Origin of the sequence: Tumidithrix helvetica PCC 7403 (assembly GCF_965232925.1) — a bacterium.
Taxonomy (GTDB): Bacteria; Cyanobacteriota; Cyanobacteriia; order Pseudanabaenales; family Pseudanabaenaceae; genus Tumidithrix; species Tumidithrix helvetica.
The window spans coordinates 24,397-42,301 of sequence record NZ_CBDDRA010000040.1; the positions used below are offsets into that span (position 1 = coordinate 24,397).

The 17,905-nt window shown below is 45.9% G+C and carries 19 protein-coding genes and 3 pseudogenes; 6 read left to right on the forward strand and 16 right to left on the reverse strand.

Going from position 1 to position 17,905, the window contains the following annotated elements:
* Nucleotides 1-3 precede the first annotated feature (3 nt).
* Nucleotides 4-990: a tRNA pseudouridine(55) synthase TruB gene (gene truB, locus ACP2WE_RS23980; RefSeq protein ID WP_425218044.1), complete on the reverse strand. Its 987-nt coding sequence runs from the start codon at nucleotides 988-990 to the stop codon at nucleotides 4-6.
* A gap of 58 nt (nucleotides 991-1,048) precedes the next feature.
* Here truB and ACP2WE_RS23985 point away from each other — a divergent pair, with 58 nt between their 5' ends.
* The 4 genes from ACP2WE_RS23985 to ACP2WE_RS24000 all read left to right on the forward strand — a co-directional run bounded on the left by ACP2WE_RS23985 (nucleotide 1,049) and on the right by ACP2WE_RS24000 (nucleotide 3,817).
* Nucleotides 1,049-1,639 carry a Uma2 family endonuclease gene (locus tag ACP2WE_RS23985; protein ID WP_425218045.1) on the forward strand — a complete coding sequence of 197 codons (591 nt, stop codon included), beginning with the start codon at nucleotides 1,049-1,051 and terminating at the stop codon, nucleotides 1,637-1,639.
* Between the two features lie 168 nt (nucleotides 1,640-1,807).
* Nucleotides 1,808-2,869, forward strand: coding sequence for a hypothetical protein (locus ACP2WE_RS23990; RefSeq protein WP_425218046.1), 1,062 nt, complete (start codon nucleotides 1,808-1,810; stop codon nucleotides 2,867-2,869).
* 52 nt (nucleotides 2,870-2,921) lie between these two features.
* Nucleotides 2,922-3,164 carry a hypothetical protein gene (locus tag ACP2WE_RS23995; RefSeq protein ID WP_425218047.1) on the forward strand — a complete coding sequence of 81 codons (243 nt, stop codon included), beginning with the start codon at nucleotides 2,922-2,924 and terminating at the stop codon, nucleotides 3,162-3,164.
* A complete protein-coding gene (locus ACP2WE_RS24000; protein ID WP_425218063.1) occupies nucleotides 3,125-3,817 on the forward strand; it encodes a transposase family protein in 693 nt (230 codons plus the stop codon). The genes ACP2WE_RS23995 and ACP2WE_RS24000 overlap by 40 nt, the downstream gene beginning before the upstream one ends.
* 143 nt (nucleotides 3,818-3,960) lie before the next feature.
* Here ACP2WE_RS24000 and ACP2WE_RS24005 read toward each other — a convergent pair whose 3' ends face one another.
* From ACP2WE_RS24005 to ACP2WE_RS24025, 5 genes are all read right to left on the reverse strand, one after another.
* A complete protein-coding gene (locus ACP2WE_RS24005; RefSeq protein ID WP_425218048.1) occupies nucleotides 3,961-4,224 on the reverse strand; it encodes a type II toxin-antitoxin system ParD family antitoxin in 264 nt (87 codons plus the stop codon).
* Between the two features lie 141 nt (nucleotides 4,225-4,365).
* A complete protein-coding gene (locus ACP2WE_RS24010; protein WP_425218049.1) occupies nucleotides 4,366-5,985 on the reverse strand; it encodes an AAA-like domain-containing protein in 1,620 nt (539 codons plus the stop codon).
* A 19-nt stretch (nucleotides 5,986-6,004) separates the two neighbouring features.
* Nucleotides 6,005-6,364 carry a CU044_2847 family protein gene (locus tag ACP2WE_RS24015; protein WP_425218050.1) on the reverse strand — a complete coding sequence of 120 codons (360 nt, stop codon included), beginning with the start codon at nucleotides 6,362-6,364 and terminating at the stop codon, nucleotides 6,005-6,007.
* A 136-nt stretch (nucleotides 6,365-6,500) separates the two neighbouring features.
* The gene (locus ACP2WE_RS24020; RefSeq protein WP_425218051.1) at nucleotides 6,501-6,719 is read right to left on the reverse strand and encodes a toxin-antitoxin system HicB family antitoxin; all 219 of its coding nucleotides are present in this window, start codon (nucleotides 6,717-6,719) and stop codon (nucleotides 6,501-6,503) included.
* Complete coding sequence (locus tag ACP2WE_RS24025; protein ID WP_425218052.1) at nucleotides 6,707-7,144, reverse strand: putative toxin-antitoxin system toxin component, PIN family; 438 nt, start codon at nucleotides 7,142-7,144, stop codon at nucleotides 6,707-6,709. The genes ACP2WE_RS24020 and ACP2WE_RS24025 overlap by 13 nt, the downstream gene beginning before the upstream one ends.
* Before the next feature lie 33 nt (nucleotides 7,145-7,177).
* Between ACP2WE_RS24025 and ACP2WE_RS24030 the strand changes: the two genes are divergently transcribed.
* Nucleotides 7,178-7,585: a hypothetical protein gene (locus ACP2WE_RS24030; RefSeq protein WP_425218053.1), complete on the forward strand. Its 408-nt coding sequence runs from the start codon at nucleotides 7,178-7,180 to the stop codon at nucleotides 7,583-7,585.
* A 7-nt stretch (nucleotides 7,586-7,592) separates the two neighbouring features.
* On the opposite strand, the gene ACP2WE_RS24035 is transcribed toward ACP2WE_RS24030, so the two are convergent.
* The 6 genes and pseudogenes from ACP2WE_RS24035 to ACP2WE_RS24060 form a co-directional block, all read right to left on the reverse strand.
* Nucleotides 7,593-7,946, reverse strand: coding sequence for a hypothetical protein (locus ACP2WE_RS24035; RefSeq protein ID WP_425218054.1), 354 nt, complete (start codon nucleotides 7,944-7,946; stop codon nucleotides 7,593-7,595).
* A 56-nt stretch (nucleotides 7,947-8,002) separates the two neighbouring features.
* The gene (locus tag ACP2WE_RS24040) at nucleotides 8,003-8,350 is read right to left on the reverse strand and encodes a DUF5615 family PIN-like protein (RefSeq protein WP_330486240.1); all 348 of its coding nucleotides are present in this window, start codon (nucleotides 8,348-8,350) and stop codon (nucleotides 8,003-8,005) included.
* Between the two features lie 3 nt (nucleotides 8,351-8,353).
* A complete protein-coding gene (locus ACP2WE_RS24045) occupies nucleotides 8,354-8,665 on the reverse strand; it encodes a DUF433 domain-containing protein (protein WP_425218055.1) in 312 nt (103 codons plus the stop codon).
* Between the two features lie 163 nt (nucleotides 8,666-8,828).
* A pseudogene (locus tag ACP2WE_RS24050) lies at nucleotides 8,829-9,251 on the reverse strand (WD40 repeat domain-containing protein); the annotation flags it as partial.
* 36 nt (nucleotides 9,252-9,287) lie between these two features.
* Nucleotides 9,288-9,437: pseudogene (locus ACP2WE_RS24055) on the reverse strand (WD40 repeat domain-containing protein); the annotation flags it as partial.
* 24 nt (nucleotides 9,438-9,461) lie between these two features.
* Nucleotides 9,462-11,381, reverse strand: a pseudogene (locus ACP2WE_RS24060) (AAA-like domain-containing protein); the annotation flags it as partial.
* Between the two features lie 371 nt (nucleotides 11,382-11,752).
* Here ACP2WE_RS24060 and ACP2WE_RS24065 point away from each other — a divergent pair.
* Nucleotides 11,753-13,363, forward strand: coding sequence for an alpha/beta hydrolase (locus ACP2WE_RS24065; protein ID WP_425218057.1), 1,611 nt, complete (start codon nucleotides 11,753-11,755; stop codon nucleotides 13,361-13,363).
* Nucleotides 13,364-13,369: 6 nt separating this feature from the next.
* Here ACP2WE_RS24065 and ACP2WE_RS24070 read toward each other — a convergent pair whose 3' ends face one another.
* The 4 genes from ACP2WE_RS24070 to ACP2WE_RS24085 all read right to left on the reverse strand — a co-directional run bounded on the left by ACP2WE_RS24070 (nucleotide 13,370) and on the right by ACP2WE_RS24085 (nucleotide 17,660).
* A complete protein-coding gene (locus tag ACP2WE_RS24070; RefSeq protein WP_425218058.1) occupies nucleotides 13,370-14,344 on the reverse strand; it encodes an alpha/beta fold hydrolase in 975 nt (324 codons plus the stop codon).
* Nucleotides 14,345-14,450: 106 nt separating this feature from the next.
* A complete protein-coding gene (locus ACP2WE_RS24075; RefSeq protein WP_425218059.1) occupies nucleotides 14,451-16,160 on the reverse strand; it encodes a lipoxygenase family protein in 1,710 nt (569 codons plus the stop codon).
* 61 nt (nucleotides 16,161-16,221) lie between these two features.
* On the reverse strand, nucleotides 16,222-17,379 hold the full coding sequence (locus ACP2WE_RS24080) for a catalase family protein (RefSeq protein WP_425218060.1): 1,158 nt from the start codon (nucleotides 17,377-17,379) through the stop codon (nucleotides 16,222-16,224).
* A gap of 2 nt (nucleotides 17,380-17,381) precedes the next feature.
* Entirely contained in the window at nucleotides 17,382-17,660 is a 279-nt protein-coding gene (locus ACP2WE_RS24085; protein WP_425218061.1) for a hypothetical protein, read from the reverse strand.
* Between the last annotated feature and the right edge of the window lie 245 nt (nucleotides 17,661-17,905).

Genomic DNA, 17,905 nt, shown 5'->3' on the forward strand with positions numbered 1-17,905 from the left:
ATCTCAATCCCCAAAAACAACACAAGGGTGTAGTGTTTGTGATTCCTTGCGGGATGCATCCTGCCTCAATTCTGTCATGCCTAAAAATTGATGTTCTTGGTTATAAACCCGCATATAAGTCGTAGTTTCCCGATCGGGGCTAACCAATAAATTTCCATCTATTTTTTTATCTAAATTTTCTTTATCTTCCGCCAAATCCTCAGGAATTACAGAACCTGCTGGTTCGAAAGCGATCGCCTGACCTTGACACCAACGTTTAGCCTGCTCGGTTTCTAAGTAAACAGCCTTGAGGTGTTGTAGTCCCATATCGGGAGCCAGAACCGTAAACCGATCCTGTGCTAATGCCTCAGAGATTTGGTCAAAGCTCAGACTACTGCTTAGATCGAAACCATTGCTAAAGGTGCGCTCTAAACCAGACAGAGTGCCGCCACAGCCGAGCTTTTCTCCTAAATCCCTTGCGATCGCTCGAATATAGGTTCCCGTCCCACATTGAATAGCTAACTCCAGTTCGGGATATTCGCCCTCGCGCCATGCCAAGACTTCGATCGATTTGACCTCAACGGTTCGTATCGGTACATCAACGACTTTACCCGCCCTCGCCAAATTGTAAAGCCGTTCGCCCTCCACGTGAATTGCACTAAACATGGGTGGACGTTGCTGGATCTTGCCCTGAAACAAAGGTAATAAAGCCTCAATCTCAGCCAAGCTGATTTGCGGAAATGGTTGGGTAGCGATCGCCTCTCCTTCCATGTCATCGGTGGTGGTGACAATCCCAAATCTGACCGTAGCTCGATAGGCTTTACCTTCAGGTAAAAATCGTAATAGTCGGGTTGCCTGTCCTAAAGCGATCGGCAAAACACCTGTAGCCGCAGGGTCAAGCGTGCCACTATGTCCCACACGCTTTTGTTTGAATAACTTACGCACGCGACTGACGCAGTCATGGGCAGTGATTCCAATCGGTTTATACAGATTCAGAAAACCACTGTGCATAACGATCTAAAAACTAACTAAAATATAAATTAAAAGCCAAGTTGGGAGATGAATAACCATGGTACTCGCAACAGCCAAACGCTACACCGTAGCAGAATATCTCGAACTAGAAGAGAAAGCCGAATTTAAAAGTGAATTTGTCGATGGAGAGATTATATCTATGGCAGGCGCATCTGCGAATCATAATAAAATTACGCTCAACGTATGTCGTCTGTTTCCCTTATCAATCAATGGGAAAGATTATGACATTTTTATGAGCGACATGCGTTTATGGATGCCTGAGTATAGTCGTTACACTTATCCAGATGTGATGGTGACTGATGGCAAGCCCATCTTTACGGATGCAAAGCAAACTGCCATAACCAATCCTTGCTTAATTGTGGAAATTTTATCTGACTCCACTGAGGAACGCGATCGCTCGAGTAAATTTAAATATTATCGCTCTATCCCAACTTTTCGAGAATATATCCTAATCGAGCAAAACAGCTACGGTATTGAGCAATATACCAAACAGAAAGATGGTAAGTGGCTCTTAACAGAGTATTTAGAAACCGATGCAGTTCTTACGTTGGAATCAGTGAATTTTGAAATTAGTTTTCAAGATTTATACAAACGCGTAGATTTTGGTGAAATTGAAACAAAGCCCTAAGAGATTGCGTCGTTAAATGCCATTGGTTTAAGGATAAATCTGATTGGATTTAGGGAAAATTTGATTCTTGATGACTAGATTCATTCTCAGTTTCTTCTCTTTTCAGTCTTTGCGATCGCTAGTTCTCGACAATGTATCATTCGCAAATTCAGTCAGTTTTTGAGCAGTATGAAATATTGGAAATCTTATCCCTCAGCGATTCCTTGCAGGATGCGTACCGCCGCAGTAGGCATTCTTGCCAGTTTGGTTGGACTAACAGCGATCGGCTGTTCGAGTCCAATGACTTCAACTATTCGGGAATCAACCCCAGCCCAAATCAGCACAACCATCGATACGGGCAAGGATAGAGTCAATAGCAAAGCCACAGAAAAAGTTCAAGTTACGCTTGCAAACTCGGCAAACAAATCTCAAGATTTACCACTCCAAAAAGGAATGACCTATGAGGAGGCGCGTCAAATTATTCTCGAACAAGGCTGGAAACCCAACCCAAATGTTGAGAGCAACTTGAGAAGTCCTGTGGTTAAGGCCATATTCGATCGCGGATATATAGAAATCAATGATTGCTCTGGTACAGGAGAAGCACCTTGCCGATATGAGTTTGTCAATCAAAATGGAGAACTGCTATATGTCGTCACTGCCGGACGAGACAGTTTAGTGAGAAATTGGTGGATCGAGAAAAGGTCGGATGTTTCTCAACAAAATTCCGCATCCAACTCCATTCAATCGGGGCGTTATTGGATAGGACCCACCGACGAAGGTTTAGAAGTTCAAGCCGAACGCTTTCGATACTATGATGAGTCTGGCATTGATAAACCTTGGAAGCCAATTTCCGAACTAAAATACATCAAAGATGGCGTTGTCTTTTATGGTGCAAGACATTGGTGTCTGTCTACATTGACGCCCCAAAATGGAATATCCACTTGTACGGCAAATGGATGGATGACACGAGAAACCTTGCCCTTCATTGGCACTCGATGGTTTAATTTTTTGGGTGGAAATGGAACAGGTCAATCGATTACGATCGCAAGCAATGGAGCCACCACAATAAAGTTTCATGGCACGATGAGTAGTTCTGTCCTATATAAAGGGTATTTCTCAAACCCAATTATATTAAATGATGGAAGTAAATTGCTGATAGAAGGCAGCAAAATCTATAACCTGGGGCTGAATGAACATAGTGCTAAAGACTGCAAGCCTCAAGAAAAACCTTGTGAGGCTGAACTATATTAGACTTGTTTGGAAATAATAGATAATAACAAAGCAGTTAGAAGACGAGATGTAAATGCTAAACCTAGAACGCATTTTTAAACAAGATCGACTAATACGAGCAATGACGGGGCTTAACCTTAAAGCCTTTGAGTCTCTATTACCGAGCTTTACAGAAGCATATCGTCAAAGCCTTGTCAAACCCGAAATCGAGCGCAAACGTGGACTAGGAGGGGGACGTAAAGCCACCTTACGCACAATAACAAACTGCTTTACATACTGGTCTACTGCAAATGTTATCCGACCTTCGACCTGCTGAGCGTGTTATTCAACTTTGACCGATCCTGTGCCCATTACTGGGTACATCGACTGCTGCCAATACTAGAGACAACCTTGGGGTATAAACAAGCCTTACCAGAACGGAAATTGCGGAGCATGGAAGAATTTATCGAAGGGTTTCCAGACATCAAGGAGGCGATCTTTGATGGCACAGAACGTCCAGTACAACGTCCCAAAGACGCCAAGAAACAGACAGAACATTATTCTGGCAAGAAGAAACGGCATACTCGCAAGCACATCACGGGTAGCACCCGACAAAAACGTGTAATCATCCTGACAAAAGCAAGACCAGGGAGTGTACATGACAAACGGCAATTGGATGAAGAGGACATCGTGGGCAATATTCCCAATGAAGTAGAAGTGGAGGGAGATTTAGGGTTTCAGGGATTGCAAAATGAGTTTATCAATGTTCAACTACCCCATAAAAAACCGAGAGGTAAAGAGTTAACGGCTCAACAGAAACAAGAAATCCGAGAGTTTAGTCAGCAACGAGTTAAATGTGAACATGCTCGCGCAGGGATCGAGCGATACAATGCTGTGACAGGCGTTTATAGGAATCGTGTGACTGATTTCGATGACCGCTTAATGTTGATTGCAACTGGCTTATGGAACTTCTATCTGGATGTTGCTTAAATCGGAAGGGAAGAGGGGAAACCCTGTCCACAACTTGTTTTTATTTCCCAACAACTCTAATATCTTGAGCCGCATGAATTACTCTAATGACTTCAATTTGAACATCCTGTGCCCCCTAAAAAATTAAATCTTTCAACAATTTTCTACTCATTCTTGTTCTGTTGTTGAGATCTGTCTGCAAGACGCGATCGCATCTGTTCCCATAGCTCGTCCGTCATTTTAACGGACTCTCTACGATTCAGCCCTTCCAACAACATGGCATCGAGTTTCTCCTGAGCTACCCGTTTTTGCTCTTGGCGGATTAAGTACCGCAGGTACTCGCTTACGGTGCTGTAGCTACCCTCTTTGATTTGCTCCAGAATAAATTCGCGCATGGAATCAGGCAAAGAGACATTAACCGTTGTCATAACTGCGAACCTCCCATTAAGTGCTCTGTTAGGCAGATCGGATTGATCGCACTTTACAGTTTTAACAAAAATTGTCAAATTTCGCCAAAAAGGGATATGTAGGATGCATATTCGTGCCCCAAATAACAAAAGATAGTTTTTTCAGGAGCCAAGTAGCCGATCGCGAAAATATTGACGGTAGAGGTTGTTGCGAATTTCTAGACCGTTGCCCGTGCGGATGACTAGACCCATGGCATCGAGCTGAGCGCTGGTTGACAGGTCGAAACGTTGGGGGCGATTGGATGCAATCAGCGATCGCAGGATGTCTTTGAGGTGAGGTGTTTGTTCCAGTTTTACTAGACGCCGCGAGAGATGTTGGCGAAAAATTCCTTCCTCTGTGGCAGCAGTTCGGAGCAGTTGATCGAGTGGGAGCGTGCCACTGGCTAGGTGATAGAGTGCGGCACGGATGAGGTAAGGATGCCCACCTAATAATTCGGCGATCGGCTCTAGGTGGGCTTGGTTCAGCCCATGTCTGGTGGCGAGTTCTGCGACCTGAGGCGGCGTAAACTCATCCAAATCGATCGCGGTGCCCACATTAAAGGGGGATTGGTTGATATCTTTGGGCGTATAGGATTCCATCGAGTAGGCAAGAATCACGCGCAACTTTGCCCAGGTCTTGTTGTGCTTGCCATCCTCATGCCAGCCGCGTAGTAGACCGCAGAAATCGACCTCGATCGCTTCGTGAGCAAAAATTCGTTCCAAATTATCGATCGCGATGACTAGGGGGCGATCGTCCTTTACATCCTCACCGATCAGATGTTCTTCAAAAAATTCCGTACAGCTACCGTTAGCACCAAAAACATCATCCCAATCATCACTTGGTTTGGCTTTCACGCCCAAATTGCGACCAATTACGGCACAGAACCATTGCAAAAACCGATCCATATTTTCTAGGAATTTGCGATCGCATTTTTGCAGGTCGATCCATGTCGTGCGGTTGCCCAATCGGCGGGCTTCTTCTAAGGTTCGCACTAAAAGCGAAGATTTGCCCATGCGATCGGGAGATTTGAAACGAAGAAGGGCATGGGGGCGGGCGATCGCTTCGTAGGCACGTTCTTCTTGAGGCGATCGGGAAATGTAGAATTGCGAACCAATTCGTACCGCTCCTTCGGGTTCTTCTAGTGCGATCTGGAGCGGTAAAACTGGTCTGGGAATTCGATCTCGACGTTCTATCAGGACAGGTGTTTGAACTTCGGGAATATTTTTTAAGGCGATGCGATTTCTACCCAACTCAAAGGCATCCTTCACCGATTTGCCTTCAAACAGTGCGCCATAAAATCCCTTGGCAAATTCGATCGCTGCTGTATCGCCAATTGCCTGATTCATACCCAAGACGTAGGGCACATGCTGGGCGATCGCTTCTGCCTGCACCTGCGAGAAACAAGCATTTAACACGACGCAATCAATGCCATTTTGGAGAATGCGAAACAGTTCCGCGAGGGGTTCCGTAGCAACCAGTTCCCATGTACCTGCATCCGTTTCTAAAACCAATCCATTCTCTGCTGCCCCATGTCCTGAAAAATGCACTACTTTGGGCGCTTCTTGAATCAAAACGGGTTGCAGATCCTCAATTCGCAAGGCTCCTTTTGCCACAATCGCAAAGCGATCGCGTAATGTCGATTTTTGACAACAGGCTTCGATTTCGCGAAATTCTGCCTCTACCCGCAAGCGATCGGTATTGGTTGGATTGGCTGATAGCAGCAGTACTTTGTTGGTTGCCATAGCGGGGAATGTTTAAAAATTAGGCAGGTTTCTTGGGGAAGGCGCACTTGACCGTAATTTTGAGGTTGGAACTAGCACCCCCTGAGGCGATGAAGGGTACACCTGCCTTGGCATCGAGGCTGACACCAAATTCCAAGATAACTTCGCTCACTTCAGCACTGCCTAAATTCCGAAAGGCGTTGAGGGTATTGACCGTGTAGCCCCGTACGAGGTTTTGCATTGACTGAAAGCTTTGAATGGCTTTTTCTTTAGCTGCATCTTTGAGATTAGGATCGAGGGTGCGGCTGGGGGATGGGGTGTATCCCGTTCCAATGGGTTCTTCGACTTGGATATAAATGATGGTTCCGTCTTCGAGTTCGGTGGGGATGAGTTGGGGCATGGTTTAGCATGACGCAGAGAGGGATGTTGTCATGCTAAGGCAAATTTGGGGCGATCGCTAGGTTTGACATAAAAATTTTGCGATCGCGCCCTATTGTGAATGCAGAAGTGGGGGTTATAGGCGATCGCTCTTATTTCTACTCAGTCAGGGAATCCAATTTATCAAGCAGTTTTAGCCCTAATTCCCGATCGCCTTGGGCAGCTAGTAGTTTAAATCTTGTATGGGTGTCAAATTCGACAAGCGCGATCGTGGAGAGTTCCTCGATGAGTTTATTGATGCTCAAGCCTTGGCTCTCAGCGAGTTTTTTTAGTCTGAGGTGTTTGTCGTCTGGTAGGCGGATGGTTAAGGTTGCCATGAGTCACTCCTGATAATTTGTTCTGGTTTGAGAATCGATAGGTTTGGAAATAGTAGTTCTGAGTTCTGAAAATCTTTAATATTTTTTGTGGCAATGATTTGAGCATTTCCAGCTACAGCTAGTTCGATTAAATGATTGTCTGATTCATCTTTTAAGTTTGGTCGCCATAGGTAGTAGATATGTATCCATTGGCTAACGCTCATAAATGAGGCGAGTAATGCTTGAATTTCTTCAGGGGATAAGGGGCATTTGGCGATAATTTCTTGGCGATGAATGAGGGATTCATATTCTGAAAATAAGGCGTTGCCCATCAATGGTTGATAGTCGCCTTGTAAGCAACGTCTTATGAGTTCTCTACTAGCTCCTTTTGAGCCAATAAGGGCACTCACAAAAACGCTGGTGTCAACAACTATCTTAATTCCCATGCTTTAATGATAGCGTATATGCAGTCATTTTAGGTGGCAGTCAAAAAAAACGTTTGTAGGGGCATAGCATTCCTGCGACAATTTCTAAATTCTCTGGTTCCCTCGATTTGGGAATGCTATGCCCAATGCCTGACAACGCAGGGACAATTTATCGGTGAAAGCGAAGAGGGTTTTGCATTTGCGAATGGTAGTTTATGTGGGGTATTGGAGAATGGCGACGCAAATGCAAAACCCCTACATAATTTTTCCCTTTTCCCTTTTTACTTTTGCCTTGGCGCGATGCTGCATGAGTTTGAGATCCCCGACTTTTTTTATAGGATCGCAAAGGATCTGAAAACTCGCAAAAAAAGTCGGGGATCTGGTGCGGTTTACTTTTGCCTTGGAGGAATGCCGCACATCTGGCGATCGCTGTTGGTGGCGTTGGGGTTATTGCCGAGATAATCGTGCATTATGCAGCTTCACTCTTGGATATGGAATTCGCTTTGCTTTCTATTGGTGAAATGGATTGTTGCAAAAATTCGGTCAGCAGGTCAAAGAATAGCCAAAAGCCCTGCACTTCATCAACCGCATAAAGAAGAATTATCCGCGCCCACGATGCAGAAGTGGAAAGCGAGAATCGTTGCTGCAACCAAGGTTGAAATTCAAGGAATTTTTGCTCTTGGGTGGTGATAGGAATGCCTTGTTCGCGCCGCGCAAAATTGTAGCCGATCAGAAATATAAAGAGGTTGCTAACTGAAGGCGAACCAAGATACATGGCTGGTTTTTCTTTGATGGCATGTAAGAGATCGTGTAAGTCGCGCATCTGTTTTCTTCCCATTTAAATGTGTTTTGCATGTAGGCAGATAAATTCAAAAATCACTATAGCGGTAAGAACTGAACGTGATTAGAGAAGTCTGTCAGATCGCTAACTTTGGCAATTAATTCTAAATCCCTTACACAATCACCAATGCTCACTAGTTGCTGGGCAGCGTAAATAAGACCAATAAAGCTTATCTCTTGTTGCAAAAGCTGACTGGCGATCGCTAAAAAATCATCATCTCTAGTGAATAAGACCCGTTGCAACTCATTAGCCCTTGCCAAAACTGAAGGGTCTGGATCTCCCGATCGCCCGTCTTCTTGAACGGAAAGAACATCTACTCCTCTCAGCCGCAATCCAAGTAGAATTTGACGTGGAACGTTTTCGTCCATATAGAGCGCGATCGCCATAGCTTAGGAATTTTGGGCTTGAAGTTTAGATTGGAGCGGTGAGGGAGGGGCATTTCTGCGCATTTGTTCGGCAAATTCAAGACGACGTTGCATATCGTCATCAATTTCTTGTTTGTGATCCCAGTAGTAGGCGAGAGCTGAATAAATTTTGCTGAGAGCAATATGGGGATATTGAAAATGCAATTCTTCGGGACTCCAACCATAGGTAATATGAGATGTCACTAACTCGACAACTTTCATAGTTGTACCCGCAATGATAGGTACTCCGTCGCCTTGGAGTTGAATATGCTTATATTGGGTGGGTGTGTCGAGCATCGCGCAGATCTCCATAACGAAAAGGCTTCATCTCTTTCTAGCTTAATTCTACCTTTTTACTTTTGCCTTGGCGCGATGCTGCATGAGTTTGAGATCCCCGACTTTTTTATAGGATCGTAAGGGATCTGAAAACTCGCAAAAAAAGTCGGGGATCTGGTGGGTTTTACTTTTGCCTTGGAGGAATGCCGCACATCTGGCGATCGTCATCGGTGGCATAGGGATTGGTGGAGAGATAGTCGTGCAGTTTCGCGCAACCAAGGATTAATAAGCGATCAAAATCAGTTTCAAACTTGTTATCCCATACCCGTGCCGTTTTGTCATTGGAAGCGGTGACAATTTTGCTGCCGTCTGGGCTGAAATTCGCACTTCTGACAACACTTGTATGCCCTTTGAGTTCGGCGATTTGGTTGCCTTTGAGATCCCACATCCGCGCCGTGTTGTCATTGGAAGCGGTGACGATTTTACTGCCGTCTGGGCTGAAATTCGCACTTCTGACAACACCTGTATGTCCTTTGAGTTCGGCGATTAGATTGCCTTTGAGATCCCACAGCCGCGCCGTGTTGTCCCATGAAGCGGTGACGATTTTNCTGCCGTCTNGGCTGAAATTCGCACTNCNGACAANACCTGTATGCCCTTTGAGTTCGGCGATTAGATTGCCTTTGAGATCCCACATCCGCGCCGTGTTGTCATTGGAAGCGGTGACAATTTTGCTGCCGTCTTGGCTGAAATTCGCACTCCAGACAATACCTGTATGCCCTTTGAGTTCGGCGATTNGNTTGCCTTTGAGATCCCACANCCGCGCCGTGTCATCTGAAGCAGTTGTGACAATTTTGCTGCCGTCTCGACTGAAATTCGCACTATAGGCTGGGGAAATCGCACTTCTGACAACACGTGTATGCCCTTTGAGTTCGGCGATTAGATTGCCTTTGAGATCCCACAGCCGCGCCGTGTTGTCATCGGAAGCGGTGACGATTTTGCTGCCGTCTTGGCTGAAATTCGCACTCCTGACAACACCTGTATGCCCTTGCAACCGATTTTGCTCTAACACTCGATAGATTGCTTTCTGTAAGATCGGTACAATATCTAACCGCTCTATTCCTTCTAGATGAGTTGAATCTTTTTCAATTCGCTTGAGTTTGTAACTCGCATCCAAAGCCAGTAAAAGAGCTTCGATCCCATAATTGTCTAAAAAAGCAACTTTTGCCCTAACACTCTCTAACTTGACCTCTGCTATAGCAACCTTCATGTCTGCTTGATTGACAGACTTTGCTGCCCATATAGCTGCTGAGCCTGCTGCCACCAAAGTTCCAACTAAAATTATCGAACTAATACTCACTCTCCGCCTTGCGATCTGCTCCGCCTTCTTAAGAATCTGATTCGCTTTTTCAGCTGTCTTCCTTGCTTCGCTTTCAAATTCCAATTTGCGATCTTTTTCCCGATTCTCCACTTCCCGACATTCCCGCAAAAACTCCTCATCCATATCGCTGAGCCGCTTCCCCCGCGCCCATACCTCCGCCTGCTCTAACGCCTCTCCCCGCAATAGGAACCCTCGATCTTGTCCCTCCTCAGCCTCCTGCCATGCCCGAAATGCCGACCCATAAAACTCTGGACGCAGATCCGCCAACTGTCGCTCTACCCAAGCATGGCTAAATACCAACCCATAGATCGGGTTGTACGATCGCAACTTTCCTTCCCTTCTCACCACCAAACCCGTCAGCCTTAACTTCGATCGCTCCTCGCTGCGATCGTCTTCCAATTCTCCATCATCCAAAACCTGCTGATAGCAGCCCAGCATTCGCCCGCGCAACTTCTCTTCCACACTCGTGACGCGATCTCTGATCGTGGTCAAATGTGGTGGAGCGTCCTGCGATTCCCAATTGTAGATAATTCGCCTCTGGATCAAATCTTCGATCCATGGGGCAATATTTTCAGGTGGTTGTGCCATGGATGCCAATTCCTTCTCGATCAGCCACAACACCCGTTGGATCAGAAAAGGTTGTCCGCCCGTCCACTTTACCGCTTCCTCTAGATAGGCTTGCGGGTTGGCGACCTTACTGGCTAAACCCTGCGCCAAAGGCATTGCCTCTGCCAGCGTAAACCCCGTCATTTCTACCGCAGTCCCGATGTTAAACCCAGAGGTATTGCCGCTCTTAATCAAATCTGTCGGCGTTGCCACGCCCAAAAACGAAAAGGTGAGGCGATTGTAGTCGGGTTTTGTGGTGCGATCTTCAAAAAACGATCGCACCAAGCCAAAAAAATCATCCATGCCAAACTTGAGACTGAGCAAGCGATCGATCTCTTCCACAAAGATCGCGATCGGGGTATCGATTTCCCGTAGCACTACGGTTTCGATAAATTCGGCAAAGCGTTGCACGGGCGATAGCATTTCCCTTTCCTTGAGCCAAGCCCGCAGGTCAAAGCGCCCCTTGAGGTTCAAGTCCCCCACCAAACTACGGATGGCACTGGCATACCACTGATCGCAGGTAACTTCCACGCCAATTTTTTGCGGATCGATCGTGGCACAGGTCACTCCCTCTGCTTGTAACCGATGCGTCACCCGCACCCGCAAGCTCGACTTGCCCATCTGCCGACAGTTAAACACATAGCAATATTTCGCAGCCTTGAGCAGTTCGTAATAGTCGCGATCGCACTGCCGCTCGATGTAACTGGCTGCATCCGCAGGTAAACTACCGCCAACTTGATATACAAAAGTCATCCTGTGCCCTCCTGTACCCGCAAGTCTAGCATCTAGAGCTACTTTTGCCTCAGATCGAACATCAATTTGCGATCGGCACTGTGGGAATATAAATTGATATCTAGGCAGTAATTCTCACTATAGCGATTCTATGGGATACATGAGAGATTCTTTCCTCTGCACTGAGCGTAGGGGCAATTCATGAATTGCCCCTACGCTCAAATCATTTAGGACTGCTATATGAGAAATAGTTGTTAAAGCGGTTGAAGAGCGGTTCAGGACTGCGAGAATACCGCAGCAGAAAGGTGTTTGTTACATTTTTGCTACTAGGACTTTACCTCTAAAGTTTTTGGAGTTTGGCTGTCTAGAAGAAATTAGAAGGAGGTGTGAGCGTGAGCGATCGCAAGGGATTTATTGTTAGCTGTCTGGTTCTATGTGTCGGACTATTTTTTTGCTGGATGGGTAACTCCTCCAGCATGGTGCAATTAGAGACTTTAAAAATTCCGATCGATGCCAAGCGCAGCCTCGTGGGTAAGTTATACACCCCAATATCTCGCCAAAAATCAAAATATCCAGTGGTTTTGCTCTGTCATGGGGTTAGCTCTACCAAAGAAATGATGGCTCCCCTCGCGATCGAATTGGCGCGGCATGGGGTCGCGGCTCTTGCTTACGATTCGGGGGGCTTTGGCGAATCCTATGCCCGTCCCTATTCTGAGGATAAAAATTTGGATGATGCCAGAGCCGTTGTCGCTTTTGTCAGAGCCTACAAAAAAAATCTAGATCCGCAACAGATTGGCATTGGCGGACATTCCATGGGCGGTGCGACAGCCCTAAATTTGGCTGGAGTTGACAGTCGTTTGATGACCACTATTGTCTTAGGAATGCGGGGCGATGCGAATCCGATCGCACCACCCAATTTACTGATTGGAGGAGGTTTGTACGAACAGTTCCATCCACCCCGTTTGATGCGCGAGATGTTACGCGATGCTACAGGAAGCGCGATCGCAGAATTTCAGACGGTGGGTGATTTTGCTAAGGGCAGAGCCCGTCGTTTTGCCGTATCGCCAACCGCAGATCATTTGATCGAACCTTACGATACACTCTTAATGGAGGAAGTCGCGAACTGGGCGACTCAGGCTTTTAACTTACCCAAACAGCCGTTACCTCCGATCGCTCCTGTTTGCGTACTGGGTTTGGTGACAACCTTTCTGGGAGGTTTAGCAACCAGTGCCTATACTATTCGAGGTTTAGCGATGGGGGCGCAGTCTCAATGGAAATATCTGGTTAGCTGGTCGATCGCAGCGATCGCGGGCTTGTGGTTGATTTTGGGGATTACGGGTGCGATCGCAGGCATCTGGGCAAGCAATTTTGCCTTATTCTGTGCGGCATTGCTACCGATCGCGAACTATGCCTTGAACGTTCCTAAGAAATTAACTTCCGCATTGGGGCTAGTGCTTTTGTATAGCACCTTAATTTTGCTTGCCTATGGACTTACCAATATTTTGGGGAGTGTGGATGAACTGGTAAGGAACCCACAATATCTACTGAGCATCCCTCAGTTTTTATTGCAATGGTTAGTGGCAATGCTCTACAGCCGCTATCTGGAATTACGCGCTAGTCTTTTCCCCGTCTACAGTTTAGGACTACAACCGAGCTTTTGGTTCGCACTTCTTTTTTTGCCAGAACTCATTAAACCTTCCCTATTACTGACCACTGTGGGTCGTTCGGGAGGATGGGTCATGTCTTGGCTGAGACAACCCTTACAAATTAGAATTGGCAATATTCCAAGGCGAACGGTTGTAACGATCGCTGGGTTACTGGTTGTGCTAGCGATCGTCCTGTTTGAACGGGCGCAGTCAGGTATCTTATCCATGGCAACCCTTGGCTCTTCCCTCGGTGTTGTCGGACAATTAGCCTTACTTCCTGCAGCAGCGATTATTTTGGGGATTCGTTCTCCATGGTTTCAGCGATTAGAACGATGGTGTCTACGCGCTGAGATTTAGATGATTTTATACCTTTGAGAAAAGATTGAAAATTGCAGATAGAACGGTGGGAGCAATTGGTTGTGGGATTTCATGCCCCACGCCATCTAGGGCTAAATAGGTGGCTTTAGGAATCTCCTGTGCGTAGACTGAGGCATGGGCTTCAGAAATCAAGGGGTCTTCGGTTCCATGCACTACCAGTGTAGGAGCTTGAATCCGCCCCAGTTCGTGAAGTCTCGTACCAGAAAGCTGAATTGCCGTGAGATGGTGCATAAAACACTGAGGATTGTAGCCTTGACGTACTACAAAACCTTCATGATACAAATCTTGATAATGTTGGGTGTCAAATGGATAGCGAGTTCCAGCCAACATAGACCAGAACCTAAGTTGCACCTCTAAAGGAGGTTTAGAGGCATCAAACGCCGAAAGAAGGCTGAGATTAAACTTGAGCTTGCTAGCTTCAGCAGCAGAGAGCATAGAGGTGAGCGTACGCACGTAGGTAGGATGACTAATCGCCATGCGCTGAGCAATCATGCCTCCCATCGACGCACCGATAATATGGGCTTTCTCTATATTTAAAGCATCGAGAAGACCAATGGCATCTTGAGCCATATCTTCAATTCTGTAAACACTTGAATTCCACTCCTCTGAGGCTATCCAATCAGACAAACCAATATCTCGATGATCGAAGCGAATTACAAAGTAGCCCTGTTCGACGATGGGTTCATAAAAATATGGGAACCAACTGAGGCATTGCGAAGCAAGATCGGAAATCAATAGAACGGCTGGATTGGATGGATCGCCAAAGGTTTCATAGTGTAGATTGCGCCCATTGATCCAAGCCTTACTTTGGCTTTGAGGCTTCGTTTCAGTCTGAACTTGACTTTGGTATCGAACTTTCGTTTCAGTCTGAACCTGACTTTGAGTCTGAAACGAATCCTCATTTTGCGCCTTACGTTGGCGTTGAATCTTACCTTGATTTTTAAGAAGAGTAGTGGTCATAATTGATTAAAAAATATTCAATATCTGTTTGCTTTCGCGCTCTAATCTTCATAGAGAGGATTAGACAATTTGGGAAGCGTACTCATGCTTCCATTCCCCATGAAATCTAAATACTGATGCTATTGAGTACTAGCGAAGGTTTAAGGAAGGGATAGGGCACGATGCGTTTTTGATTGTCGGCATCGATCTCCTGTTCCGCTGCATTCAGATCCTGTTGAAATTGTCGGAGCAAATCGAGAATGGGAGTATCTGCGAAGATGCCTCTATAGTCCTCATGGTAAAGATCTTGAAAGGATTTATCGTAGTTGCCCAATCGGTCATACCGATAAGCTGCCAAACTGTAAAGCGTTTTTAGCTGGTCAGCAGTTCGTTTGTAAGGGGGAAGCAATTGTAGGATTTCCTTCTCCGTAATTAGTTCATGAGGCTCGGGCATATTTCTATAAGCGGCTAAAGGCATGTTTGGGGCAAAAGCCATATAGTCATACTGAGGGAAGTTCACGGCTGAATGCTGGGGACCACAGGTAAAAACGATCGCAGTCACAATTTCAACCAGTTGGGTCACCGTATCGATCCGAGCAGGCATACCCTTGACTTTCCCTCCATTGGCTTCTTTAGGGCTTGACAATTCCCTTGCCCAAGATTGGAGTTCGGAATCATCCGCGATCGCCTCTGTAGTTGGGTAGAAATAGTTGAGATAGCCAAACACAAAAGTATAGATCGCATTCCAGAGCAGCAAGCCATCATCCCGATAGGGGTAGTGGGGTAGGCGATCGGGATCGTCTAATCCTCTGTTTTTGATTTCTGTGGAGAATGCAAAGTCACGTAAATTCCAGCCTTCATAGGCATCTTTGGCTAACTCCAGAGACTCTGCCAAAGTACCTGCTAACAGCTCATCGACATCTCCCCCAGGATTGATTAGATGCTCTTGGGCAAGATGGTTGTTGGTTAACATAAACCGAAAATGGGGTCTGAGCAGCAAGCTAAGGGGGTGATTTTCTGCCAGATGATGGGCAGTACCGATCGCGATCGGCTCCATCACCAAATGCGTTCGCCCTAAGTGAGAATTCATCTCATGGTGATTGCCATCGGCGATCTGAACGCAAAATTTTGCAAACAGCCAATCGAGGGGGCGATCGAAGGGCGTATAAACATGGCTGTCAGGAGCGATCTCTAATTGAATAGCGATCGGGACGAGCTTGCCGCGATCGCGGATGCCCGTTTGTCGCCACCAAAAGAACGCCCGTGGTTTAGGCAAATATTTTCTACCCTTTTCATGGGTTCCCCCCTGCACCAAAGCAGGTCCGCGATAGTTTGCATCGGTTCCCGTGTAATCGGCAATATAAATATTCCCATTTGCTAATTCTTTGGGAACGTTGAACAATGGCTCAAATTCTTCTTTATAACTAGGAATCTTCTTTAAAACTTCGGCGCGAGGATCGTTTGCTTGCAATAAACGAATCACCATGGGATTTGCCCCCGAAAGTCGTTGCTCGGCAAAGGAGCTATTGGTTTGATAGACTTTCGCGACTTTGGGCAAAGGTAAGACCGTAAATAAATCCTCATAATCCTGTAGCTCGTCAAACGGATCTAGAAAATCCCTCGCTTTCGCTGCCAGCATATTTGGCAGGATCTCAGCGGTGGCAAGTACCCGCTCCGCAATATATTTAGCCGAAAAATTCTCAACAGCAGGGACTTCTTGGAGAAAGACCAATGGCGACAGAAAATCATAGTCAAACCGATAGGCCTGTTGTTGGCGGTTCAGGTAATCGCGGCGCTGTTGGGGCTCTGGATCGTTTTGGGGAAGATAAGGTTTCATATTTTTATTGGCTCTGCCATGAGGGTCGTTCAGATTGAGGAAAGCGATCGCCTCTAGTCACTCAACTCAGTGATTTAGGATCGTCGTGAATGAGAGAGTAGGGTTGAGGTTCTTGAGAGCGTCCTTGCATGTACTCGCGGCGATGTTTTGCACTGTCTTTATAAATTTTCCTGCGCGACTGATTGATGCTGCCTAGGGGCTCATGATCGGGCAGGGCATGCCAAGGATTAAATGACAGACCCTCGTCTAACCGCTTGCGCTCTGCAAAGTCAAAGGCTTGCTTGGGAATTTCAATTGTGGCAACGGTAATTGGCGGAGCATCAGCCTCGTGCCACTCTTTGGTCGGATCTTCAACAGGAGTCTTGTCTTCGTCAACATAAAATTGAACTTGAAAGTCAAATTTGACGGATTCTTCTGTAGTGGCAAAAAACTCAACCATCGCTTCGCGCAGATAGTTAGGGGAATCAGGAAGGGGATCAGGGGGAACTTCTGACTTTTGAGGTTTTACCAAAAACTTAATCGGAGTAGACCCAAGTTTATAAGGAGTCGTACTCCAGTAACGAATGAGGAGGGGATTCCCCACCTTTTGGGCATCGATCGCCTGGAGAAGCTCAAAAGCAGGCTTTAGCTTTGCTTGTAGCTCTGGGGTAGGCTTAGCGTTAAATGTAGCGAAGTCCACATAATCTTGAACATCCTTGAGAAAAAAGACAGGGTAATTGGCAAGAATAAAATCTTGTGTATGTTGCTCGTCATCTGAAAGTTTGCGACCGCCAACATCCATGAGTTTAACCGCCATGCCCCTAACATCACCTTCGGGATCGGGCTTAAACACGCCTCGCTCTTTTGCGGTCGAACCGTTAGAATAGCGAACCCAAATCGGGTATGTCTTAGGTGTGGCAAACACCCCAAATTTGCAGCGATCGGGGATATTGTTCAAGACTGTAAACGATCCGTGGAGAAGCCCATGACTTTTAGGGTGCTGATGCCTCAGATCTGGACCTTTTTCATGCTGCTCTTTTTGGATGGCGAGTGAAATTGCCTCAGTTAAGACAATTTGCTTCGCACCTTCTAGAGGACTCTTTTTGAAAAGATCGACCATATTTCCAATTAGCGACTGTAAAGGGTTCATAATTAAGGTGAAATAATTGGGATTACCAAACACATCTAAGCGAAAACTAAGCGATAGACTATACACTCCCTTACCCTGCACAATTCCCATATCTAGTAATGGGAATTTATCGTTTTTAGACTTAACTTAAAGTGAGGTAGTCGATACATACTTACCTCTTTTCCCCTAGCAGTATTGGGGGAGTTATTGTATGGATCGTTTTGTGATTTAATGCTACAAAGATGATTTTTGACTGGGAGGGAGCCTGACATCGTATCTGTAGCAACGTCAACTTCAATGCGTTGTTCGTCACTTGTCACTTGGGCGTTGTATGTAGAAATTGCTTTAAGAACGTCATACATGACTCCAGCTTCGTAACCGCTCAGTGACATCGCCTCACTAATAACAATGGATAATTTTCTTGCCATTTTATTGTTAACTTCTTCTGAAAATTTGAAGAATAAATCATACAGAAGAATCTATCTTTGTCAATTTGAAACACAGAAGAAGTCTTCTAAGCTTTTAGGTTATGATTTACAACAACTACTCTATAAAAAACACTAGACATTGGCAGTATCAAATAGTGGCAAAAAGTAGCAAATCTGGAGACATTTGATGAATAATGATTAAGAAAGGG